A 24,470-nucleotide genomic window follows, 5' to 3' on the forward strand; every position below is an offset into this window, starting at 1 on the left:
GAAGAACTGCGAGCGCTGGCTCAACACCAGCCTGCAGTTCGTCCATCTCGCCTTTCTGGCCTTGCTCCTCAGGAGATCGTGAACACGCTCTCAGCAGCAGCACGCCGGCGCCCACCAGCGCGGCCACGTCGCGCGGCCAGTCGGTGAACAAGAACACCCCGACCAGCGCCAGCGCCACGACCAGGCCCTTGGCCGTCTGCCAGCGGTCGAAGGGCTGCACCTCGGCGGTGAGGGCGGCGAGCTGCGCCGGATCCGGATCGGCCACCGGCGGCGTGCGGCGCATCGACACGGCCAGCAGCGCCCACAGCGCGGCCAGCCCCGCCAGCACCGGCCCGATCGCCTGCAGCGCATAGCCGGCGAACGGCATCTTCAGCACCTCGCCGATCAGCATGTTCTGCGGATTGCCGATCAGCGTCGCGGCCGAGCCGATGTTGCTCGCGCAGGCCAGCCCGAGCAGGAAGGGCACCGGATCGAGCCGCCGGCGCAGGCAGGCCTCGGCCAGCACCGGCGCCACAGCCAGGCAGACGATGTCGTTGGAGAACACCGCCGACAGCACCGCCGACACCGCGATCACCACGCCCATCAGCGCCGCCGGTCCCACCGGCAGCGCCGCGATGCGCCGGGTCACCGCGCCGTAGAAGCCGCCCAGGCGCATCTGCGCCGAGATCACCATGAAGGAGAACAGCAGCAGGATCGTCGGCAGGTGGATCGCGCGGGCGGCGGCCTCAGGGGTCATCACCTCGGCGCCGACGATGGCGATCGCGCCCAGCAGCGCCACGCCGGTGCGGTCGAGATGCAGCCGCGGCAGGCCGCCCAGGATCATGCCGAGATAGACGGTGGCGAAGACGGCCAGCACATAGGCATCGTGCAGGCCTTCGGAGAACAGGAGCGCGGGCAGGGACATCGCGGCATTCTAGGAAGGGCCGCCGAGGGCGCTCCGGTCGCTCCGCTAGACTCCGCCGCGTGATACCCCAAGGCTTCATCCAGGACCTGCTCTCCCGCGCCGACATCGTCGACGTGGTGGGCCGCGCCGTGCCGCTGAAGAAGGCCGGCATCAACTACAAGGGCCTGTGCCCCTTCCACGGCGAGAAGTCGCCCAGCTTCGTCGTCAGCCCCTCGCGCCAGACCTACCACTGCTTCGGCTGCGGCGTGCACGGCAACGCGGTCGGCTTCCTGATGGAGCACGGCGGCCTGGGCTTCGTCGAGGCGGTCAAGGATCTGGCCGGCGAGCTGGGCCTGACCGTGCCCGACGACGACCGCGACCCGCGCGAGCGCGAGCGTGCCGCCCAGGCCCGGGAGAAGCAGCTCTCGCTGGTGGACGTGCTCGCCAAGGCCTGCCGCCACTACCGCGGCCAGCTCAAGGGCAGCCGCCGCGCGATCGACTATCTGAAGGGCCGCGGCCTGACCGGCGAGATCGCCGCGCGCTTCGGCCTGGGCTACGCGCCGGCGGGCTGGCACGGCCTGGCCAGCGCCTTCGGCGAATACGACGACCCCAAGCTGGTCGAGTCCGGCCTGGTCATCCTGCAGGACGAGGCCGGCGAGCAGCGCCGCTACGACCGCTTCCGCGACCGGATCATGTTCCCGATCCGCAACCCGAAGGGCGAGGTCATCGGCTTCGGCGGGCGGGTGCTGGACAAGGGCGAGCCCAAATACCTCAACTCGCCCGAGACGCCGGTCTTCCTGAAGGGCCGCGAGCTCTACGGCCTGTTCGAGGCGCGCGCGGCGATCCGCCAGCGCGGCTTCATCCTGATCACCGAAGGCTACATGGACGTGGTGGCGCTGGCGCAGCTCGGCGTGGGCAACGCGGTGGCGACGCTGGGCACCGCCTGCACCGCCGACCATGTGGCCAAGCTGCTGCGCTTCGCCGAGCACCTGGTCTTCAGCTTCGACGGCGACGCGGCCGGGCGGCGGGCGGCGGCGCGCGCGATGGAGGCGGTGCTGCCGCATGTCGGCGACACCCGCAGCTTCCGCTTCCTCTTCCTGCCGGCCGAGCACGATCCGGACACCTTCATCCGCGAGCACGGCACCGAGGCCTTCGAGCAGTGCATCAATGAGGCGGTGCCGCTGTCGCGCCAGCTGCGCGCCATCGCCGCCGAGGGCTGCGACCTGACGACGCCGGAGGGCCGCACCCGCATGCTCGCGCAGGCCCGCCCGCTGTTCGAGCTGATTCCGGAGGGCCTGCTGAAGACGCAGCTGCTCGACGAGCTGGCGCGCGACGGCGGCGTCTCGTCCGAGGTGCTGGAGCGGCACTGGAGCGCCGCCGGCCGCCCCGGCCACGGCCCGGCCCGCGCGGCCGGCGAGCCGACGGCGCGCCGCCAGGAGCCGGCCCGCGCCCGGGTCGAGACCGATCGCGCGCCCGCCCCGCCGCCCGAGTGGGACGACATTCCGCCCGACGACCACACGCCGCCGGCCGAGGCCGTCGCGCAGGATCCGCTCGGCTACGACCCGCGCGACGACGGCACGCCGGCACACCGGCGCTTCGAGCGCGGCAACGGCCGCCCCTTCCGGCGCGACCGCGAGGGCCGTGACGGCGAGCGTGAACGCGGCCGCTGGCGCGATCGCCGCGGCGGCGATGCCACCGCCTCGCCGCGCAGCACGCCGCCACGCACCGCCTCGCTGCTCGACCAGATCGCCTGGACGCTGACCTGCGGCCTGGCGGCCTGGGAGACGCTGCCCGCCGAGATGCACGACCAGCTGGTGCAGCAGCCCGCGCCGCACGGCGCGCTGTTCTCGCGGCTGGAGCAGCTGCTGCACGACGAGGGCGCGCTGCCGCCCGAGGAGCTGCTGCCGCTGCTGCGCGGCGAGGCCGAGGAGGCCGGCACCGGCACGCTGCTGGCGCGCATGGAGCGCCTGCTCGCGCTGGGCAGCCTGCCGGCGGCCGGCGACCTGCCGGTGCTGATCGACCGGCTGCGGCTCGAGCAGATCGCCGACGAATGGAACCTGCTGCTCGAGTCCGGTCCCCTGTCGGACGAGGCGCGCACCCGCGCCGCCGAGCTCAATGCCCTGAGGGCGGCGCTGAAATCGAGGCTCAGCGGCAGCGCTGTATAATCGAAGGTTGGTTTCGATGCGGCAAGAGTGACAGCAGCGCCTGCCGGCCCCGGCCACCCGCGACACGGGCATGACATGAAGGCCACCCTCCCCGCCAGCGCTGCACCCGAGAACGTCCACGCCAGCTTGCCCGCCCGAACGCAGAGTCCGCGCCGCGTGCCGAAAGGTCCGCGGCTTCTCGGACTTGAGTTGCGGGCTCAAAGCCTCACCGTATCCGAGCACCCCAGCCGAGGAATCGCATGACCGCGAAGAACAGCCCCGACCAGACTTCCCCGACGAACAGCGCCGCCGCCCCGGCCGCCGCTCCGCGCACCGTGCGCGTGGTGCGTGCGGTCAAGGCCGTCAAGCCCGAAGCCGCCACGGCCACCCCGGCCGTGGCCGCTGCCGCTCCGGCACCGGTGACCCCGGCTGCCGCCGCCGCTGCCCCGTCGGAGGAACCGGTCGTCGTGCGCCGCGGCCGCAAGCCCAAGGCGGTGACCGCCGAGGCCGCGAAGAAGACCGAAGCCGCCAAGAAGCCGACCGACGCGAAGAAGAAGCCCGGCATCGAGGGCGGCGGCGACGACGACTTCACCGACCTGGACGGCGACCTGGACGTCGAGGGCGACGTCGAGGGCGATGTCGAGGCCGATCCGGAAGCCGAGAGCGCGACCGAGGACGAAGGCACCGGCGAGGTCGACAAGCCCAAGGCCAAGCCGCTGCGCATGAAGGTCAGCCGCGCCAAGGAGCGCGCGCTGATGCGCGAGTTCGGCCTCGACGAGACCACCCTGACCGAAGAGGAAGTCGCCAAGCGCCGCCAGGAGCTCAAGACCCTCATCAAGATGGGCAAGACGCGCGGCTACCTCACGCACCAGGAGATCAACGACCACCTGCCCGAGAAGCTGGTCGAGAACGAGATCCTGGAGGCCATCATCTCGATGCTCAACGACATGGGCATCGCGGTCTACGAGCAGGCGCCCGACGCCGCCACGCTGCTGATCGCCGGCGGCAACACCACCACGGCCACGGAAGAAGAAGCCGAGGAGGAAGCCGAAGCCGCGCTGTCGACCGTCGACTCCGAGTTCGGCCGCACCACCGACCCGGTGCGCATGTACATGCGCGAGATGGGCACGGTCGAGCTGCTGACGCGCGAGGGCGAGATCGAGATCGCCAAGCGCATCGAGGGCGGCCTGCAGGCGATGATGCTGGCGATCTCCGCCTCGCCCGCCACCATCGACGAGATCCTGGCGATGGCCGACCGCATCCGCGCCGGCGAGATGCAGATCTCCGAGGCGGTCGACGGCTTCGTGTCGTCGGAGGAAGCCGACGACTACGTCGCCGAGGAAGACTTCGACGAGTTCGACGAGGACGAGGAGGAAGGCGCCGGCACCTCCAAGGCGCTGACGAAGAAGCTCGAGGAGATGAAGAACCAGGCGCTGTCGCGCTTCGACTCCATCCGCACCGAGTACGCGCGCATGCGCGCCGCCATCGAGGCCGACGGCTACCGCTCGAAGGACTACGACGCCGCGCAGGACGCCATCAGCGCCCAGCTGATGACCATCCGCTTCACCGTCAAGACCATCGAGCGGCTGTGCGACCTGCTGCGCTCGCAGGTCGACGACGTGCGCCGCTACGAGCGCGAGCTGCGCAAGATCGTGGTCGACCGCTGCGGCATGCCGCAGGAGCACTTCATCAAGGTCTTCCCGCCGAACATGCTGAACCTGGCCTGGGCCGAGGGCGAGATCGCCACCGGCAAGGGCTACAGCGCGGTGCTGGGCCGCAACCTGCCGGCGGTGCAGGAGCTGCAGCAGAAGCTGATCGACCTGCAGAAGCGCGCGATCGTCCCGATCGAGCACCTCAAGGAGATCAACAAGCGCATGAACGAGGGCGAGGCCAGCTCGCGCGAGGCCAAGCGCGAGATGATCGAGGCCAACCTGCGCCTGGTGATCTCGATCGCCAAGAAGTACACCAACCGCGGCCTGCAGTTCCTCGACCTGATCCAGGAAGGCAACATCGGCCTGATGAAGGCGGTCGACAAGTTCGAATACCGCCGCGGCTACAAGTTCTCGACGTATGCCACCTGGTGGATCCGCCAGGCCATCACCCGCTCGATCGCCGACCAGGCCCGCACCATCCGCATCCCGGTTCACATGATCGAGACGATCAACAAGATGAACCGCATCTCGCGTCAGCACCTGCAGGAGTTCGGCTACGAGCCGGACGCGCCGGTGCTGGCCGAGAAGATGGACATGCCCGAGGACAAGATCCGCAAGATCATGAAGATCGCCAAGGAGCCGATCTCCATGGAGACGCCGATCGGGGACGACGACGACAGCCACCTGGGCGACTTCATCGAGGACACCAACAACACCGCGCCGATCGAGGCCGCGATGCAGTCGGGCCTGCGCGACGTGGTGCGCGACATCCTCGACAGCCTCACCCCGCGCGAGGCCAAGGTGCTGCGCATGCGCTTCGGCATCGAGATGTCCACCGACCACACGCTGGAAGAGGTCGGCAAGCAGTTCGACGTCACCCGCGAGCGCATCCGCCAGATCGAGGCCAAGGCGATCCGCAAGCTCAAGCACCCGAGCCGCTCGGACAAGCTGCGCACCTATCTGGACAATCTGTGATCGGCTGATCCCTGCAGACGTGCGGGGGCCGCGCCCCCTGCCCGAGGCCCCGCGTTCGCGGGGCCTTATCACTTCTGCAACCTTTGGATGCGCACTGCTTCACGAATCGGCAAGGTAAACTCGCGTCATGTCGCAGACCGTCACTTGCACCGTTCTCTTTGCCGATCTGCGCGGCAGCACGTCCCTGTACGAGAGCCTGGGCAATGCCGAGGCCGCGACGGTCGTCACCCACAGCGTGGCCGTCGTCGCACGGATCATGGAGGGACAGGGCGGCCGCGTGATCAAGACCCTCGGCGATGGCCTGATGGCGATGTTTCCGCACCCGGCCGGTGCGGTGCGTGCGGCCGAGGAAGTCCACGAGTCGCTCGAGCGGGTCATGGGCTCGGCGCGCCCGTCGCGCAGCCCGGTGATGCGCGTGCAGATCGCGATGGCGCACGGCGAGGTCATCGAGGTCGCCGGCGACTGCTTCGGTGATGCGGTCAACGTCGCCGCGCGGCTGCTCGACCATGCCGGCGACAACGAGACGCTGATCACCTCGCAGACGCTGGCGGTGCTGGCGCCCGACGTGCGCGAGCGCTTCCGCCGGCTCGAGCGGCTGCACCTGCGCGGGCGGGTCGAGCCGGTCGAGGTCTGGCGCTTCGAGGCGCGCCGCTCCGGTCCGGACCCGATGTCGACGATGTTCGGCGACACCGCGCCGGCCACCGTGCCCGAAGGCATCCGGCTGGTCTGCGAGGGCGTCTCGCGCATCCACACGGTGCGCAACCTGCCGGTCATCATCGGTCGCAGCCACGAGGCGGCCTACTGCCTCGACGACAGCCGCGTCTCGCGGGTGCACGCCCGCATCGAGTGGCACAGCGGCAACTTCCAGCTCACCGACCTGAGCTCCAACGGCACCTATGTGCGCTTCGGCCGGCAGTCCGAGGTGGTCACGCTGCGCCGCGGCGCCTGCACGCTGCATGGCCGCGGCATCATCTGCCTGGGCGTCAGCCCCAACATCATCAACGCGCCGACCGTCAGCTTCGAGGTCCTGCGCTTCGACGACACCGATCCGCTGCCGCTCTGAGCCGGCGCCGGGCGGCCCGGCTCAGGCCGGCTCGGCCACCTTCTCCTCGTGCAGCGTGCAGCGGTTGCGGCCGTTGCGCTTGGACTGGTAGAGCGCCTGGTCGGCCTGGTCGATCAGTACCTCCAGCCCGACGCGGGTCGAGCGGGTCACCGCGACGCCGAAGCTCGAGGTGACCGTCAGCCGCGGATCATGGTCGATGCCGTCGCCGGCGGTGTCCTGCACCAGGCGGCGCAGCGTGTCGGCGATCGCCAGCGCGACCTCCTCCTCGCAGTCCGGCAGCAGCACGCAGAACTCCTCGCCGCCGTAGCGGCAGACCAGATCGGCCTCGCGCGCGCTGCCGTTGTAGATGCCGGCGACCGCCTTGATGACCTCGTCGCCGATCGCGTGGCCGTAGCGGTCGTTGAAGCTCTTGAAGTGGTCGATGTCGCACATCACCGCGGCGACCGGTCGGCCCTCGAGGTTGCAGCGCTCCTTCAGCGCACCGGCCTGCTCGAAGAAGGCGCGCCGGTTCAGGCAGCCGGTCATCGGATCGCGGGTGGCCAGGCGGAACAGCTCCTCGTTCTTCAGGCGGATCTGCTCGTGCGCGGACTGCAGGTCGCGCATCGCGCGCGCGATCTGGTCATGCGCACGCTCGAGCGAGGTCTGGTCGGCCAGCACCACCAGGCAGCCGCTCAGCCCGCGGCGGCGCCCCGCCTCGCCGACCGGCGAGCAGGTCACCAGCACGATGCGCTGGCGCTCGCCCTGCCCGATCGTCATGCGCCGGCGCTCGACCACCGTGTTGTCGTCGAGCGTCATCTGCCACGGCACCTGTCCGTCGTCGAAGCGCACCTCGTCGGCGAACCAGCCATGCTCCTCGAGCTGGCGCCCGAGATGCACGTCGCGGCGACCGGTCAGCTCGCCGACGGCCTTGTTCATCAGCAGGATGCGCCCCTGGTCGTCGAGGATCAGCACGCCCTCGGTCAGCGTGTCATAGGCCGATCGCACCCGGTCCGGCACCGCGGCGTCCGGATCGAGCTGGCGCAGCACCCGGCCGAGGTACAGGCGCAGCAGCGCGGCGATGCCGACGAAGGCCAGCAGCGGCCACAGCGTCGGCAGCGTCCACAGCCGGCCCGGCCAGCTCTCGCCGGGAATGGGCGTCCACTGCAGCTCCAGCGCGCCCCAGGGCCGGCCCTGCAGCATGACCGGCACATCCAGCGACATGACCTGCGCATCGCCGCGCGGACGCATCAGGCCGCTGGCGGCCGGCACCTCGCCGTCGGCCGAGCGCAGCGCGATCGCGCGCGCCTGCGTCTCGCGGCGGCGGAAGGCGTTGAGCATCTCGATCACCTCGCGCTCGCCCAGCCGGGTCGCCGAGATCATCAGCTGGTCGGCGAGCGTCTGGCTGACCGCCATGCGCCGGGCCGATTCGCGCGCCGCCGGATCGGCGACTAGGCCGAACAGCGAGTCGATCGTCATCAGGCACAGCAGCACCAGCGCCGACACCCCGATCGACAGCCGGGTCACGGTATCGGGCACGCGCAGCCAGCGGTGCAGCAGCGGGGGCATCTTCGGCAGGGACATCATCATTCCTCGTCGCGTTGACGACGCTCGAGCAGGTCCTCGGCCAGTCCGGCCAGCGCACCCGACAGGGTGGTGTCGCGCCATTCGGGCTCGTTACCGGCCGGGACACGGCCGGCTCCGCGGGCCCGGGCCGGGCCGCCGCTGCGCAGCACCGGCAGCGGATCGAGCCGCCACCACACCGGCGACGCGAACGACAGGCTGGCCGCCAGCCCGCCCGCCCGCGTGGCCCAGTACAGCAGGCCGGCCGACATCGCCAGGCTGCCGGCGCGGGTCGCCGTGCCGCTGTCCCACTGCAGCAGTTCGGGCAGCGAATCCATGCCGCCGACCTCCGCGGCCCGCCCGCCGGCGCCCCCGCCGTGGACCGCATCGCCCGGACCGGCGCCCGGATGCAGCAGCGAGCCCGACGCGAAGCCGCTCAGGTCCAGCGAGATGTCGAGCAGCACCAGCAGATCGCCGGCGGGCAGGCGCATCAGGTCGACCAGGCCGGCACGCCGCTCGGTCTCGTCGCCACCACGCGGCGAGGGCGTGTCCTGCGTGCCGCGCGGCCCCGGACGGGCGGCACGCGCACCGGCCGGCACCATCGCGTCCTGCGCCGCGTCCTCCTCGCCGGCCGGCGCCGTCTCGTCCGAAGAGGCGACATGACGCATCACGGCGGCCCGCAGCGTCGCCGCGCGGCCGTCGGACTCCTGCAGCCGCAGCAGCGCCAGATCGGGCGGCTCGACCATGTCGCCAGCGACGGCCCTGTCCGCCGGCTCCGCCCCCGGCGCCTGCGCACCCGGCCGCGCCGGACCGGCAGGGGTCGCGGGCCGGTCCACCGCAGGCATCGAGGCCGGCTCGTAGGCGCGCTCGCGCACGACGACCTCGACGGTGAACGGTCCGGACAGGCTGGCGCCGTCCGACAGCCGGACGCTGAAGCGCGCCGCCAGGGCGTTCTCGTCATGCAGGAACAGCACCCGACCGGCATCGACGTCGGCCTGGCTGAAGCGGCCGAGCGTCACGTCGGGGCGCCCGGCCTCGATGAAGCGGCCGTGCTCGACCGACTCGACGACATAGACCAGCGAGGCCGCGCTGGTGTCGACATCGCTCGCCCGCAGCACCGAGCCGTCCAGCCGCGCGCCCATGCCCTGGTCGACCCGCAGCACGCCCACGCCCAGCGTCGGTGCCTCGTCCACGTCGGTGATGCGCAGCAGCACCCGCTGCGACGCCGAGCGCGCACCGTCGGACACCTCGACCAGCACCTCGTAGCGGTTGTCCCGGTCGGCGTCCCGCGGATCCTCGCGGTCGACGCTGCCGAGCAGCCGCAGCGCGCCGCTGTCGGCGTCGATCGCGAAACGGTCCGCATCCGCCCCGCCGGCGATGCGCCACTGCAGCGCCGAGGCCGGCCGGTCGGCGTCGCTCGCCTGCATCGTCATCTGCCAGGCCGCGTTCTCGGGCTGATCGATCACCACCTCGGCCTGACCGCCGTTCGAGACGATCACCGGCGTCTCGTCGTCGACCGGCGTGACGACGATGTCGAGCCGAACCGCGGCCGAGGCCGCACCCGCCGCGTCGCGCACGCGCAGCTCGATCGCATCGGCCGTCGTCTCGCTGCCGTCATGCACATAGCGGACCCGCCCGTCGGCCAGCGCCGCGCCATCGAAGCGATCGATCGCCACGCCAGGCGCATCGACCCGCTCCACCCGTCCCGCCTGCGGCCCGCCGGCCAGCTCGAACACCAGCGAACGCAGCGCATCGTCGTCGTCGGCAGCCACCAGATCCGCCGGCGTCAGAACGCGCGCCCCGCCCTCCTCCACCCGCAACGCCTCGCCCGCCTGCAGCGTCGGCGCGTCGTTGACGTTGGTCACCGTCAGCACGAACGTGTCGCTGACCGCAGCGTTGCTGCCGTCCCTGGCCGTCACCGTGATCGTCAGCGCGCCGACGTCAGCGTTGGCGGGCGTGCCACTGAAGGTGCGTGTCGCCGCGTCGAAGCTCAGCCACGTCGGCAGCGTGCTCGTCGTGTAGGTCAGCGTGTCGCCTGCGTCGACATCCGCAAAGGTGCCGGCCGGCAGCTGGAAGCTGAACGGCTGGTCCTCGGTCGCCGACTGATCGGCGATCGGCGTGGCGACCGTCGGCGCGTCGTTGACGTTCGCCACCGTCAGCACGAAGGCATCGCTGACCGCAGCGTTGCTGACATCAGTTGCCGTCACCGTGATCGTCAGCGCGCCGACATCGGCGTTGGCGGGCGTGCCGCTGAAGGTGCGTGTCGCCGCGTTGAACGTCAGCCACGTCGGCAGCGCGCTCGTCGTGTAGGTCAACGAATCACCCGCATCGACATCCGCAAAGGTGCCCGCCGGCAACTGGAAGCTGAACGGCTGGTCCTCGGTCGCCGACTGATCGGCGATCGGCGTGGCGACCGTCGGCGCATCGTTGACGTTGGCGATCGTCAGCACGAAGGCATCGCTGACCGCAGCGTTGCTGCCGTCCCTGGCCGTCACCGTGATCGTCAGCGCGCCGACATCGGCGTTGGCGGGCGTGCCGCTGAAGGTGCGTGTCGTCGCGTTGAACGTCAGCCACGTCGGCAGCGCGCTCGTCGTGTAGGTCAGCGTGTCACCCGCATCGACATCCGCAAAGGTGCCCGCCGGCAACTGGAAGCTGAACGGCTGGTCCTCGGTCGCCGCCTGATCGGCGATCGGCGTGGCGACCGTCGGCGCATCGTTGACGTTCGCCACCGTCAGCACGAACGAATCGCTGACCGCAGCGTTGCTGCCGTCCCTGGCCGTCACCGTGATCGTCAGCGTGCCGACGTCAGCGTTGGCGGGCGTGCCACTGAAAGTGCGTGTCGTCGCGTTGAACGTCAGCCATGTCGGCAGCGCGCTCGTCGTGTAGGTCAGCGTGTCACCCGCATCGACATCCGCAAAGGTGCCCGCCGGCAACTGGAAGCTGAATGGCTGGTCCTCGGTCGCCGCCTGATCGGCGATCGGGGACGCCACCGTCGGCGCATCGTTGACGTTGGCGATCGTCAGCACGAACGAATCGCTGACCGCAGCGTTGCTGACATCGGTCGCCGTCACCGTGATCGTCAGCGCGCCCACATCAGCGTTGGCCGGCGTGCCGCTGAAAGTGCGCGTCGCCGCGTCGAAGCTCAGCCACGTCGGCAGCGCGCTCGTCGTGTAGGTCAACGAATCGCCCGCATCGACATCCGCAAAGATGCCGGCCGGCAACTGGAAGCTGAATGGCTGGTCCTCGGTCGCCGACTGATCGGCGATCGGAGACGCCACCGTCGGCGCATCGTTGACGTTCGCCACCGTCAGCACGAACGTGTCGCTGACCGCAGCGTTGCTGACATCGGTCGCCGTCACCGTGATCGTCAGCGCGCCCACATCAGCATTGGCCGGCGTGCCACTGAAGGTGCGTGTCGCCGCGTCGAAGCTCAGCCACGTCGGCAGCGCGCTCGTCGTGTAGGTCAGCGTGTCGCCTGCGTCGACATCCGCAAAGGTGCCCGCCGGCAGCTGGAAGCTGAATGGCTGGTCCTCGGTCGCCGCCTGATCGGCGATCGGGGACGCCACCGTCGGCGCATCGTTGACGTTGGCGATCATCAGAACGAAGGCATCGCTGACCGCAGCGTTGCTGCCGTCCCTGGCCGTCACCGTGATCGTCAGCGTGCCGACATCGGCGTTGGCGGGCGTGCCGCTGAAGGTGCGTGTCACCGCATCGAAGCTCAGCCAGCTCGGCAGCGCGCTCGTCGTGTAGGTCAGCGTGTCGCCTGCATCGACATCCGCAAAGGTGCCCGCCGGCAACTGGAAGCTGAACGGCTGGTCCTCGGTCGCCGCCTGATCGGCGATCGGGGACGCCACCGTCGGCGCGTCGTTGACGTTGGCGATCGTCAGAACGAAGGCATCGCTGACCGCAGCGTTGCTGCCGTCCCTGGCCGTCACCGTGATCGTCAGCGTGCCGACATCGGCGTTGGCGGGCGTGCCGCTGAAGGTGCGTGTCGCCGCGTCGAAGCTCAGCCAGCTCGGCAGCGCGCTCGTCGTGTAGGTCAGCGTGTCGCCTGCGTCGACATCCGCAAAGGTGCCCGCCGGCAGCTGGAAGCTGAATGGCTGGTCCTCGGTCGCCGCCTGATCGGCGATCGGGGACGCCACCGTCGGCGCGTCGTTGACGTTGGTCACCGTCAGAACGAAGGCATCGCTGACCGCAGCGTTGCTGACATCGGTCGCCGTCACCGTGATCGTCAGCGCGCCCACATCAGCGTTGGCGGGCGTGCCACTGAAGGTGCGTGTCGCCGCATCGAAGCTCAGCCAGCTCGGCAGCGCGCTCGTCGTGTAGGTCAGCGTGTCGCCGGCATCGACATCCGCAAAGGTGCCCGCCGGCAGCTGGAAGATGAACGGCTGGTCCTCGGTCGCCGCCTGATCGGCGATCGGCGTGGCGACCGTCGGCGCATCGTTGACGTTGGTCACCGTCAGCACGAACGTGTCGCTGACCGCAGCGTTGCTGACATCGGTCGCCGTCACCGTGATCGTCAGCGCGCCCACATCAGCGTTGGCGGGCGTGCCGCTGAAGGTGCGTGTCGCCGCGTTGAACGTCAGCCACGTCGGCAGCGCGCTCGTCGTGTAGGTCAGCGTGTCACCCGCATCGACATCCGCAAAGGTGCCGGCCGGCAGCTGGAAGCTGAACGGCTGGTCCTCGGTCGCCGACTGATCGGCGATCGGGGACGCTACCGTCGGCGCATCGTTGACGTTCGCCACCGTCAGCACGAACGAGCTGCTGGCCGCTTCGGCGCTGCCATCGGCCGCCGTCACCGTGATCGTCAGCGCGCCCACATCAGCGTTGGCCGGTGTGCCGCTGAAGGTGCGTGTCACCGCATCGAAGCTCAGCCAGCTCGGCAGCGCGCTCGTCGTGTAGGTCAGCGTGTCGCCTGCGTCGACATCCGCAAAGGTGCCCGCCGGCAGCTGGAAGCTGAATGGCTGGTCCTCGGTCGCCGACTGATCGGCGATCGGCGTGGCGACCGTCGGCGCGTCGTTGACGTTCGCCACCGTCAGCACGAACGTGTCGCTGACCGCAGCGTTGCTGACATCGGTCGCCGTCACCGTGATCGTCAGCGCGCCCACATCAGCGTTGGCGGGCGTGCCGCTGAAGGTGCGTGTCGCCGCGTTGAACGTCAGCCACGTCGGCAGCGCGCTCGTCGTGTAGGTCAGCGTGTCACCCGCATCGACATCCGCAAAGGTGCCCGCCGGCAACTGGAAGCTGAACGGCTGGTCCTCGGTCGCCGCCTGATCGGCGATCGGGGACGCCACCGTCGGCGCATCGTTGACGTTGGCGATCGTCAGCACGAACGAATCGCTGACCGCAGCGTTGCTGACATCGGTCGCCGTCACCGTGATCGTCAGCGTGCCGACGTCAGCGTTGGCCGGCATGCCGCTGAAGGTGCGCGTCGCCGCATCGAAGCTCAGCCAGCTCGGCAGCGCGCTCGTCGTGTAGGTCAGCGTGTCGCCTGCATCGACATCCGCAAAGGTGCCGGCCGGCAGCTGGAAGCTGAACGGCTGGTCCTCGGTCGCCGCCTGATCGGCGATCGGAGACGCCACCGTCGGCGCATCGTTGACGTTGGTCACCGTCAGCACGAACGTGTCGCTGACCGCAGCGTTGCTGCCGTCCCTGGCCGTCACCGTGATCGTCAGCGTGCCGACATCGGCGTTGGCGGGCGTGCCACTGAAAGTGCGTGTCGTCGCGTTGAACGTCAGCCAGCTCGGCAGCGCGCTCGTCGTGTAGGTCAGCGTGTCGCCTGCGTCGACATCCGCAAAGGTGCCCGCCGGCAGCTGGAAGATGAACGGCTGATCCTCGGTCGCTGCCTGATCGGCGATCGGAGACGCCACCGTCGGCGCGTCGTTGACGTTGGTCACCGTCAGCACGAACGTGTCGCTGACCGCAGCGTTGCTGACATCGGTCGCCGTCACCGTGATCGTCAGCGCGCCCACATCAGCGTTGGCCGGCGTGCCACTGAAGGTGCGTGTCGCCGCATCGAAGCTCAGCCAGCTCGGCAGCGTGCTCGTCGTGTAGGTCAGCGTGTCGCCTGCGTCGACATCCGCAAAGGTGCCGGCCGGCAGCTGGAAGCTGAACGGCTGGTCCTCGGTCGCCGACTGATCGGCGATCGGAGACACCACCGTCGGCGCGTCGTTGACCGCGACGAGCTGCAGGGTACGGGTGGCGACGGTGCTGCCCAGGCCGGTGGGGTCGGTCACCGAGAAGCCGATCGTGCGGGTCGCGCCGCTCGGGCTGTCGCTGCCGTTGGCGTAGGTGACCGAGCGCAGCAGCGTGCGGTAGTCGGCCAGCGAGGCGGTGCCGCTGAAGCTGAGCGTGCCGGTGGCGGCGTTCCAGCTGCCGCCGATGCCGGCCACCGCGGTCCAGCCGAGCACGTCCTGCGCGGGCACCAGGCCGGCGCTGATGACGACGCTGGCGCCGCTCAGCTGGGTGCTGTCGGCGTCCGAGACCGTCAGCGCCGGGTCGACGGCCACCGGCGTGGCGTTCTCGGTGTAGGTGACGCTGCCGGCGCTCGTGCCGACGACCGGCGCCTGCGGGGCGACCCAGGTCACCGTCAGGTACGGGCGCAGCGTGACGTCGGTCGACTCGGAGGACGCGAAGGCCCAGCCATCGGCCGAGGTCGAGACGATCGCCCAGCCGAAGTTGCTCGCCCCGTTCGCCCAGGACTGCACCGCGTCGGCCAGCCCCGTGACGTCGATCCAGCCGGCGACGCCGGCATCGACGGCGATGCCGGTGGCCTCGGCATCGCTGCCGTCGGCCTGGACGCCGCCGACCAGCGAGGCATGGGTCGAGCTCTCGCTCCAGTCGACCAGCATCCGGTGCAGCACGAGCGCATCGAGCGCGTCGCGGTGGGTGACGTACAGCGACAGCGTCGCCGAGGTGATGGTCGAGCCCGGCAGGATCTGCCCGGCGCCGCTGCCGATGATCTGGTCGAAGCGGATCAGCGCGGTCTGCCGCGGCGCGCCGTCGTCGGACAGCACGCTGGTGGCGCTGCCGTTGGCGGTGTTCGGCGCCGAGTCGTCGACATAGGTGTCCTGCGTGCCGGCATAGCCGGCGCTGCCGTTGCGGAAGCGCAGCGCGCCGACCTCGACGACGACGCTGCCGGAGGCGGTCAGCACGCCGCCGGAGCCGCTGCCGCCCAGATCGCTGACATCGGCGCTGATCGTCGCGCTGCCCTGGAAGGCGGGCGACGGCGCGAAGCTCAGCCCCTCGAGCGCGGCATTGATCGCGGCCGCGGTGCCGCTGAAGCTCATCGCCGCGTCGGCGCTGCCGTCGCCCGCGGAAAAGCTCAGGCCGGTGGTGCGCGACAGCGTCAGCAGGCCGTGACCGTCGCTGGACAGCGTCATCTGCAGCAGCGCGGCATCGGCGTCGGCCACCTGCAGCGTCCGTCCGGAGGCCGCATCGAAGACCAGCGCCGTGCCGACCGGCGTCGACTGCCGCCCCGGCAGGGTCAGCACCGGCGCGTCGTTGACCGCGCTCACCGCCACGACGCTCGAGGCGCTGGCGGCGGCGCTGCCGTCCGACAGCAGCCAGTCGAGCGTGACCGTCGCAGGCGGCGCGTCGGAGCTGGATGCCCAGGTGATCTGGCGCAGCACGTCGCGCACGCTGTCGGCGCCGACGCCGCCGGCGAAGGCCAGGCTCAGCTGGCCGCCGGAGTTCGCGACGACGCTGCCCACCGTGATGCCGCCGAGCTGCAGCGCGCCGCCCGCGTTCAGCGCGCCCAGCGTGCCGCTGGCGCCGAAGACGTCGCTGGCGTCGGCGCCCCCCTGGCGGGCCAGCACCAGCGTCGCGCCGCTCCAGTCGGCCTGCGCATCGAGCTCGGCATCGACCGGCAGCGCCTCGGGCGCCAGCACGACCGGCGCCGCGCCTTCGGTCCAGGCGGCCGAGCCGGCCACCGTGCTGACGCGCACGTCGTCGACCAGCAGGCCGATGGTGTCGCCCGGCGCCGTGAAGCCGGTGATCGAGCCCAGCGAGCTGATGCGGATCGTCGTCGAGGCGCCCGTGGCGACGAAGCCGACCGCGTGCCGGCTCCAGTCGGCGCCCGTGGCGAAGCGCAGCAGCTCGACGCCGTCGACCGACAGGGCGCCGATGTCGTCGGTGTCGTACTGGTTGCGGGTGGCGGCCGCCAGGCTGAAGACATAGTGCTGGCCGGCGGTGGTCGCGATCGTCTGCTCGATCCAGCTCGGCGTGCTGCCGGTCGCCCCGAAGCCTTCAATCTCGACGAACCGGCTGCCCTCGGGCGGTGCGACAACCTGGAACTCGGCCAGCTTGTCCAGCCCGAGTGTCTCGATGCTCGCACCGGAATTGCTGCTCCAGCTCGCGCCACCGTTCTCGAAGGAGCCATCCTGCACCCGGTTGCCCGCGCCCAGCGCCAGCAGCGGCGCGTCGTCGACCGCGGTGATCTGCAGCACGAGCGTGTCGGGCGTCGCGTCGAGCGCGCCGCCGCTGTCGCGGACCTGGAAGGTGAAGGCGGTGGACAGGCTGCCGACGAGTCCGGTCGGCAGCCAGGTCAGCCGGCCGAGGTCGGCGGCGGCGATCGCCTGGCCGGCGGCGACCTTCTGCCCGTCGAGCATCAGCACGCCGCTGCCGGGCAGCGTGGTGATCGTGACCGACTGCAGCGCGTCGCCCTCCGGGTCGCTGTAGCCGAAGTCGGCCGCGGAGAATGTGCGCGGCGTCGTGTCGGTCACGGCGATCGTGGCCGGGCTGCCGCTCGGCGCGTCGTTGACTGCGGTGATCGCCACCGTGACGCTGCCGGCGCCGGCCAGCGCGCCGCCGCTGCCCTGCGCGCCGGTGTTGCCGTCGGCCAGCGTCCAGGCGATCGTCACGCTGGCGGGCGGCGCGTCCGAGCTGTTCCAGTAGACGATGTGGCGCGCGAGCCGGTCGACGCGGTCCTGCGTGGCCTGCGCGCCGAAGCTGACCTGCATCTGGCCGCCGGTGAAGGTGTAGGTGCCGACCTGCACGCCGTCGACGAGGACCGCCGGGCCGCTGACGGTCACCACCAGCCCGTCGAAGGCGAGCTGGTCCTGGGCCTGCGCGCCGCCCTGGCGCGCCAGCGTCAGCGTCGCGCCGGCGTAGCTGCCGGCCTGCGCCAGATCGGCATCGTTCAGGCGCACGTCGGCGTCGAGCACGACCGCGGCGCTGTCCTCGGTCCAGGCCACCGTTCCGCCCAGCGTCGCCGCCGCGCTGCCGACGCCTGGATCGAGCGAGCCGTCGGTCAGCAGCCCCAGCAGCAGCGGATCGCGCTGCGTGCCATCGGACGACCAGCCCGCGGCCACCAGCCGGCCGTCCGGGCGCAGCGCCAGCGCACCCGCGCCGGAGCTCGCGCCGATCGCCTGCTGGACGATGCCGCCCTGGCCGAACGCGGTGTCGAGCGAGCCGTCGGCCAGATGGCGCACCAGCGCGATCCGGCCCGAGCCGTCGTAGCCGGCCAGCACGATGCGGCCGCTGGCGTCGCGCACCATCGCCTGCACGATGTCCGCGCCGCCCAGGTCGGTCGTCACCCGGCCGTCGCCGGAAAAGCCGGTGTCGAGGCTGCCGCTGGCCAGGTAGCGCAGCAGCGTGAAGTCGATGTCGCCGCCTGCCTGGGTCGAATAGCCGCCGGCGAGAATGCGGCCGTCGTCCTGCACCACCAGCGCGCGGATCATGTCGAAGCCGCCGGCCACGTCGGTACGCACGATGCCGCCGCTGCCGAAGCCGGCATCCAGCGTGCCGTCGTCGTTCCAGCGCACCAGGGCATGATCGTTGCCGGCCGAGCCGCCGAGCAGGATGCGGCCGTCGGACTGGATCGCCAGCGCGCCGACCAGGTCGGCGCCGCTGCCGGCATCGACCCAGGCGTAGCCGTTGCCGCCGCCGAACGACGTGTCGAGCACGCCGTCGGCCGTCACCCGTGCGACCGCCGTGGTACCGCTGAGGGTGCCAGCGATGACGATGCGCCCCTGCGCGTCGATGGCCACCGCGCTGGCCTCGCAGACATAGCCAGCGTAGCCCCAAAGCGCGGTGCCGTCGCCGGAGAAGCTGCTGTCGAGGCTGCCGTCGGCCAGATAGCGCTGCACCAGCGCGTACTGCACGCCGCCGACCGTGGCCTGGCCGGCCAGGACGATCGCGCCGTCGGCCTGCACCGCCATCGCCCAGACCTGGGCGGTGGTGCCGCCGAAGCTCGCGGCCGCGACCGTGACCCGGCCGCCGCTGCCGAAGGTGGTGTCGAGCGTGCCGTCGGCCCGGTAGCGCATCAGCAGCACGTCCTGGGCGCCACCGGCGCCGGGCTGGTAGCCCGCCACGAGAATGCGGCCGTCGTCCTGGATCTGCATCGTGCGGATCCAGTCGTCGCCGCCGCTGACCGGGGTGATGACCTGGCCGCTGGCGGCGACGAAGCCCGGCGCGGTGTTGGTGCGTGCGGCGACCGTGACCGGCACGGCCGCCTCCGAGGTGCTGCCGCTCGACACCCGGGTCGCCGTCGCGGTGACCGTCGCGCCGACGACCAGGCTGGCCTCGAGCAGCGCGTCGATGCTGGCACGGCCGCCGGCATCCGACGTGACCGTGGTCTGGCCGAGGTAGACGCGCGCATCGCCCTGCCCGCTCGGATCGGCGAAGAACTCGATCCGGTACAGCGCCGAGGCCGCGCTGTCGAGCTGGCCGAGCACCCGCAGCGTGCCGGCGCCCAGCGTCGCGCTGCTCAGCAGCGGATGGTTCTGCAGGTCGTTGACGCCGCTGTCGGCGTCGAGCGAGTCGTTGCCGTCGAGCCCGTCGGCGCCGAGGTTGATGTCCTGGCCGGCATTCGAGTACAGCGTGTTGCGGCTGATCAGGTTGCCGCTGCCGGCGGTGGACAGCAGGTCGATGCCGTCGGTGTAGACGCCGCCCTGCCCGCTGAAGGCGACCGTGTTCTCGACGATCGACGACTGCGCCGCGCCGTGCTCGAGCAGGATGCCGTTCTGGAGCGCGCCGAAGTTGGCGCTGCCGGCCGGGTCGGTGCCGACGCGGTTGCCGCGGATCGTCGTGCCAGTCGAGCCGCCGTCGATCTCGATGCCGACCAGGCCGGGCGAGACGACCCAGTTGCCCTCGCCCGGCGCGGCGCCGCCGATGCGGCTGCTGTCGGCGCCGTTGCGGATGAAGATGCCGTCGCCGCCGTTGCCCGGCGCCGCGGTGCCGGCGGCGTTGCTGCCGATCCAGTTGCCCAGCACCGCATTGCCGTCGCTGGCCTCGTCGGTGATGCGCACGCCGTCGCGGCCGTTGCCGCTGATGACGTTGCGCGCACCGCTGGCCGCGCCGCCGACGGTGTTGCCGCTGGCGCCGTTCTCGAGCCGGATGCCGTCGAAGGTGTTGCCGATCGCGCTGCTGCCGGCGGCCGACAGACCGACCCAGTTGCCCAGGATCTGGTTGCCGCTGGCCGACCCGCCCGACAGCACGATGCCGTCGCCGTTGCCCGAGACGATGTTGCGCGCGCTGCTGCCCGTGCCGCCGAGGGTGTTGCCGGAGGACTCGACGCGCAGGCCGGCGCGGGCGTTGCCGAGCGCTGCGGTGCCGGCCGCGTTCAGGCCCAGGGTGTTGCCGGCGACCAGCGTGCCCGAGGCCCCGGAGCCGAGCATGATGCCGTCGTAGTTGACGGTGGCCGCGATCACGTTGCCCTGGCCGCTGCCGGTGCCGCCGAGGGTGTTGCCGGCCGACTCGACCAGGATGCCGAAGTTCAGGTTGCCCACCGCCGCCGTGCCGGCGCTGTCCAGGCCGATCCAGTTGCCCTGGACCCGGTTGCTGCTGCTGCCGCCCCCGATGTAGATGCCCGGCCCGGTGTTGCCGGAAATGATGTTGCGGTCGGCGGCGCTGCTGCCGCCGATCCGGTTGCCGCTGGTGTTCCAGAGGTTGACGCCCTGCTGGTTGCCGGCGGCGCCGCTGCCCAGGCTGTCCAGGCCGATCCAGTTGCCGGCGATCACATGGTTGCCGCTGCCGGAAATGTCGATGCCGTCCTGCGAGAAGTTCTGGATGCGCAGACCGCGCACGGTGCTGCCGTCCGAGCCGCTGTAGAGCTGCAGCCCGTCCGCGCCGCCCCCCAGGAAGCGGCCGTCGAGCGTCACGGTCGGCGCGCCGCCCGACGAGGCGTCGATCGACACGGTGCCGGTGATCATCGGCAGCATCGAGCTCAGCTCGATCGTCATCGGCACGCCGAAGTTGGCGAAGGTGATGGTGTCGGCGCCTGCACTGGAGTTGGCCGAATTGATCGCCGCACGCAGCGTGAAGAACGAGAACGGGTTGTCGGTGAAGTCGGTGACGGTGTAGCTCGCCAGCCGCCCTTCCCAGCGCGCCAGGGCCTCGGCCGCCGGCGCGGACAGCGTCGTCTCGACGGTGCCGCATGCGGCCTCCAGGTCCCAGTCGGCGCCGGCGGCGCTGCCGCCGGTGGCGTCGGTGCTGGCCGCCACGTCGGTGCCGGTCAGCGACTGCAGCGCCTCGAGCAGCGCCTCGCCCTGCGCGCCCGCGCCGGTGTCGCAGCCGTAGAGCAGCAGGTCGCCGCCCTCGGCGAAGGCACGGCCCCAGGCGCGCAGCGCGTCCTCATGCCGCGCCAGCGTGCCCGCGTCGATCGCGTCGCCGCCGAAGGAGAACTGCCCGGCCGTGCCGTGGCCGACCAGATGCAGCGCCGACAGCCCCTCGCGCGCGGCCAGCAGCTCGCCGACCTGGGTCAGGCCGTCGCGCGACGGATCGGTCACGACGACCTCGAGCGTGCGGGTCGCGTCCTCGTCGAGCCACCACCGCGCCGCCAGCGCCCCGGCGCCCTCGATGCGCCCGTCGATGACGACCAGCTCCCGCCGTGCGTTCAGCGTCCAGTCCTCGGCCGGCCCCGCCTCGACCTGTGCCTCGACAGGGGCCGCGGCCACCGGCGCGGCGACCGGCTCCGGCGGCGTGGCCTCGAGTGCGCTGCGGCCCAGCCAGGCCCGGCCGTCGGCGTCGGTCCAGGCGGCGACCAGCGCGGCCTGCCCGCCGTCGGCGGCGGCGGTGCGCAGCGCGGCACCGTCCTCGTCGGGCTCGACCCAGCGCAGCTGCAGCGGCCGCGCCGGATCCAAGGCCTGCGCCTCGGCCAGCAGGCGGTCCCAGTCCTCGGCGCGGCGATCGACCAGCAGCCAGCGCGCGCCGCTGTCGGCCAGCGGGGCGGCCGCGGTCGACGTCGAGGCGACCTGGCGCACGTCGGCCACCGGCAGCCCGCCCAGCAGCAGCGCCGCGTCGGCCGAATACAGCAGACGCGGCTCGAGCTCCTCGAGACCGGGACGCGGAGCGCCGGAACGCATCGGACGGACGGGCGGGCTCGCCCGGCTCAGCGCAGCACCGCGGGGCGCATGTCGCGCGCCGGACCGCTGCCCTCGGGAACGACGGACTGGGCGGCCGCCTTCGCGCCGCCCCAGTCCGCCACGCAGCGCACGCCCGCCGGAATCGCGTGCTCCGGATTGGGCAGCGTCAGCCGCGCGCGGAAGGTGCGGCTGGCCGCGTCGACCACCCGGTCGACGCGCTCGACGGTGGCGCTGCGCGTCGGCGCGCCGGGATAGTCGGGCTTGAGCGTGAGCGTGTCGCCCGCCTTCAGCCGGCCCATGTCGGCCAGCGGCAGCACCAGCTCGACCCGCAGCGGATCGAGCCGGGCGATGCGCAGGATCGGCTTGTCGTCGACCCGCTCGCCCGGATTCAGGAAACGCTCGGTGACGATGCCGTCGATGGTGGCGCCGAGCTCGCGCTGCGCGAACTGGGTGCGCGCGGCCTCGGCGTCGCTGGCGGCGGCGCGCTGCTGCTCGCGCACCGCGTCGACGCGGCGCTGGGCCACCTCGGCCTCGGAGCGCGCCTGCTCCAGCGCGACCTCGGAGATGAAGTTCTGCCGGCGCAGGTCCTCGGCGCGGACGAGCTTGCTCTGCGCCAGGGCAGCGGCGGCGCGGGCCGCGCGCAGCTCGGCCTGGACCTGCGAGCGTGCGGTGGCCGCACCCAGGTTGGCACGCTCGACGTCGCGGCGCAGCGTCGCCACCACCATGCCGCGGCGCACCGCGTCGCCGCGCTCGACCTCGACGCTGGCGATCACGCCGACCACCGGCGAGCCGATGTCGACCACCTGGGACGGCTCGATCAGGCAGGCCAGCGGCGCGGCGGCGCCCGGCAGGGCCGGCAGCGCGCCGGCCAGCGCCAGCGCCAGCCGCAACGGAACCGGAAATCGCGCCGCGCGGCGCAGGGCGCCCGGCAGCATCGTAGGCAGCACATCGTTCATCGCATCATTCCTCGGGCCCGCTCCAGGCCATCCGGCCGGCCTGCCGGCGCTCGTGGCGCTGCAGCGCGTGGCGCATGCGGATGCCGTCGAGCTCGTCGAGCCACTGCGCCAGCCGCCACAGCGCGGCGGTCAGGCGCGAGTCGGCAGGCCTGCCCACGAGGGTAGCCGCGAGCCGGCCGGGCAAGCGGCGGAACAGCACGCCTTCTCCCGAACACAACAGCGTTTCCGCCGACCCCGGATCGCCCTGGCGCGCGCAGCGGCCGACGAGCTGGCGCCAGGCCCGCGCGCCGAAGTCGTCGGCGCAGGCCAGCACATGCAGGCCGCCCTGGCGGTGCACCTCCGGATCGAGCGCGATGTCGGTGCCGCGGCCGGCGATCTGCGTGGCCACCGTGATGCGCCCGGGCCGGCCGGCGCGCGCGATGACCTCGTGCTCGAGCGCGCCCTGCAGCGCGTGCAGCACCAGCGGCCGCAGCCCGCGCTCGCGCAGCAGCGCCGCGATGCGCTCGGAATCGGCCACCGAGGCGGTGCCGATCAGCACCGCGCGCCCGGCGCCGGCCAGCGCGGCGGCGCGCTCGCTAACCGCCTGCCAACGCACCTGCGCCTCGGCGAAGACCCGCGTGCCCTGCAGCTCCAGCCGGGAGGCGCGGTGGCGCGCCACCCGCAGCACCGGCGTGCCGTAGGCCAGCGCCATCTCCGGCCCGACCTCGGCCAGCGTGCCGCTCAGCCCGCCGAGCCGGTGATAGCGCGCGAACAGGCGCCGGTAGGTGAGCTGCGCCAGCGTGCGCTGCGCCGCCGGCGGCGCCAGCCCCTCCTTCATCGCCAGCAGCGCATGCAGGCCGCGCGACCACTGCCGCTCGGGGGCGGCCCGGCCGGTCAGCGCATCGACCAGCACCACCGCGCCGGCCTGCACCACATAGTCGCGGTCGCGCTGCAGCCGGTGCTGCGCGGCGAGCGCGCGCCGCAGCCCGTCCTCGTGCCAGCGCGCATCCGACCAGGGCCGCGGCAGCGCCGCCGCCAGCGCCGCCAGCCCGGCCCGCCCCGCCGGCGTCAGCCGGGCCTCGCCGCCGTCGAGCACGAAGTCGACGCCGGCCCGCGCCGCACCGGCCTGCGCCAGCAGCGTGCGCAGCACCGCCTCGGGCAGCTCCGGCGGCGCCGGCGCGGCCAGCACCAGCGGCACGCGCGCCTCGTCGCAGAGCACGCTGTCGGCCTCGTCGATCAGCGCCAGGCACAGGCCGCGCAGCCGAGGCCGCGCACGCTCCGGCGCCGCCGCCTCGCCGCGGGCCTGCCAGGCCAGGCTGCCGTCGGGCCGGCCGAAGTCGACCCGGTCGCGCAGGTGGTCGAAGGCCAGCTCGCGCGCCGGTGCATGCACCACGTCGCAGGCATAGGCGGCGCGGCGGGCCGCGTCATCCAGCGACGAGGCGATCCAGCCCGAGCTCAGGTCCAGCGCGCGGTACAGCGGCTCGAGCCGGCGCGCGTCGCGCTCGGCGAGGTAGTCGTTGGCGGTCAGCACATGCACCGGCACGCCGGCCAGCGCCGCGGTCGCCGCGGCCAGGAAGGTCGCCACCGTCTTGCCCTCGCCGGTGGCCATCTCGACCAGACTGCCCTGCAGCATGGTCCAGGCCGCGAGCATCTGCGGCTCGTGCGGGAGGAAGCCGAGCTCGCGCTGCACCAGCAGCGCCAGGCGGTGCATCACCTCGGCGCCGACCTGCGCACCGAAGCCCTCGGTGCGCAGCCGCGCGCGCCAGCGCGGCGCCACGACATCCTCGGGCAGCGGCACCGCAGGCGCGGCCCGCAGCGCGCGCAGCCGCGCCAGGAACGCCGGGCGCTCGCGCCGCAGCCGCCAGACGGCGTGCAGCGCCTGCAGCCCCCCCGGCGCCTCCTCGCGCATCGGGTACGGCCCCCAGACCGGGCCGGGGCGCACCAGCGCCGCCGCCGCGTCGGCCCGCGTGCCCAT

Annotated in this window: 7 protein-coding genes and 1 pseudogene; 3 read left to right on the plus strand and 5 right to left on the minus strand. The window is 72.2% G+C overall.

The genetic code is table 11. The annotated features are described in order from the left end of the window. Positions 1-142 precede the first annotated feature (142 nt). A pseudogene (locus HNQ01_RS18015) lies at positions 143-904 on the minus strand (SLC13 family permease); the annotation flags it as partial. A gap of 59 nt (positions 905-963) precedes the next feature. On the opposite strand from HNQ01_RS18015, the gene dnaG reads away from it, so the two are divergent. From dnaG to HNQ01_RS18030, 3 genes are all read left to right on the plus strand, one after another. Further along, complete coding sequence (dnaG, locus tag HNQ01_RS18020) at positions 964-3,048, plus strand: DNA primase (protein ID WP_173806889.1); 2,085 nt, start codon at positions 964-966, stop codon at positions 3,046-3,048. A 239-nt stretch (positions 3,049-3,287) separates the two neighbouring features. Beyond that, positions 3,288-5,654 carry an RNA polymerase sigma factor RpoD gene (gene rpoD, locus HNQ01_RS18025; RefSeq protein ID WP_173806890.1) on the plus strand — a complete coding sequence of 789 codons (2,367 nt, stop codon included), beginning with the start codon at positions 3,288-3,290 and terminating at the stop codon, positions 5,652-5,654. A 127-nt stretch (positions 5,655-5,781) separates the two neighbouring features. After that, a complete protein-coding gene (locus HNQ01_RS18030; protein WP_173806891.1) occupies positions 5,782-6,717 on the plus strand; it encodes an adenylate/guanylate cyclase domain-containing protein in 936 nt (311 codons plus the stop codon). A 21-nt stretch (positions 6,718-6,738) separates the two neighbouring features. Here the strand turns inward: HNQ01_RS18030 and HNQ01_RS18035 are convergent, their stop codons facing one another. The 4 genes from HNQ01_RS18035 to HNQ01_RS18050 are packed head-to-tail and all read right to left on the minus strand — an operon-like array spanning position 6,739 to position 24,470. Further along, entirely contained in the window at positions 6,739-8,277 is a 1,539-nt protein-coding gene (locus HNQ01_RS18035; protein WP_173806892.1) for a sensor domain-containing diguanylate cyclase, read from the minus strand. A gap of 2 nt (positions 8,278-8,279) precedes the next feature. Next, the gene (locus HNQ01_RS18040; RefSeq protein WP_173806893.1) at positions 8,280-21,560 is read right to left on the minus strand and encodes a putative Ig domain-containing protein; all 13,281 of its coding nucleotides are present in this window, start codon (positions 21,558-21,560) and stop codon (positions 8,280-8,282) included. A gap of 26 nt (positions 21,561-21,586) precedes the next feature. Next, on the minus strand, positions 21,587-22,516 hold the full coding sequence (locus HNQ01_RS18045; protein WP_173806894.1) for an efflux RND transporter periplasmic adaptor subunit: 930 nt from the start codon (positions 22,514-22,516) through the stop codon (positions 21,587-21,589). A 4-nt stretch (positions 22,517-22,520) separates the two neighbouring features. After that, the gene (locus tag HNQ01_RS18050) at positions 22,521-24,470 is read right to left on the minus strand and encodes a preprotein translocase subunit SecA (RefSeq protein ID WP_173806895.1); all 1,950 of its coding nucleotides are present in this window, start codon (positions 24,468-24,470) and stop codon (positions 22,521-22,523) included.

The sequence above is a fragment of the Sphaerotilus uruguayifluvii genome, assembly GCF_013294065.1.
GTDB classification, from domain to species: Bacteria; Pseudomonadota; Gammaproteobacteria; order Burkholderiales; family Burkholderiaceae_C; genus Sphaerotilus; species Sphaerotilus uruguayifluvii.

Bases quoted from the DNA above. Each gene is read 5' to 3' on its own strand.
- rpoD (WP_173806890.1), top strand. From the start codon at position 3,288: ATGACCGCGAAGAACAGCCCCGACCAGACTTCCCCGACGAACAGCGCC.
- HNQ01_RS18030 (WP_173806891.1), top strand. From the start codon at position 5,782: ATGTCGCAGACCGTCACTTGCACCGTTCTCTTTGCCGATCTGCGCGGC.
- HNQ01_RS18035 (WP_173806892.1), bottom strand. From the start codon at position 8,277: ATGTCCCTGCCGAAGATGCCCCCGCTGCTGCACCGCTGGCTGCGCGTG.
- HNQ01_RS18040 (WP_173806893.1), bottom strand. From the start codon at position 21,560: ATGCGTTCCGGCGCTCCGCGTCCCGGTCTCGAGGAGCTCGAGCCGCGT.
- HNQ01_RS18045 (WP_173806894.1), bottom strand. From the start codon at position 22,516: ATGAACGATGTGCTGCCTACGATGCTGCCGGGCGCCCTGCGCCGCGCG.
- HNQ01_RS18050 (WP_173806895.1), bottom strand. From the start codon at position 24,470: ATGGGCACGCGGGCCGACGCGGCGGCGGCGCTGGTGCGCCCCGGCCCG.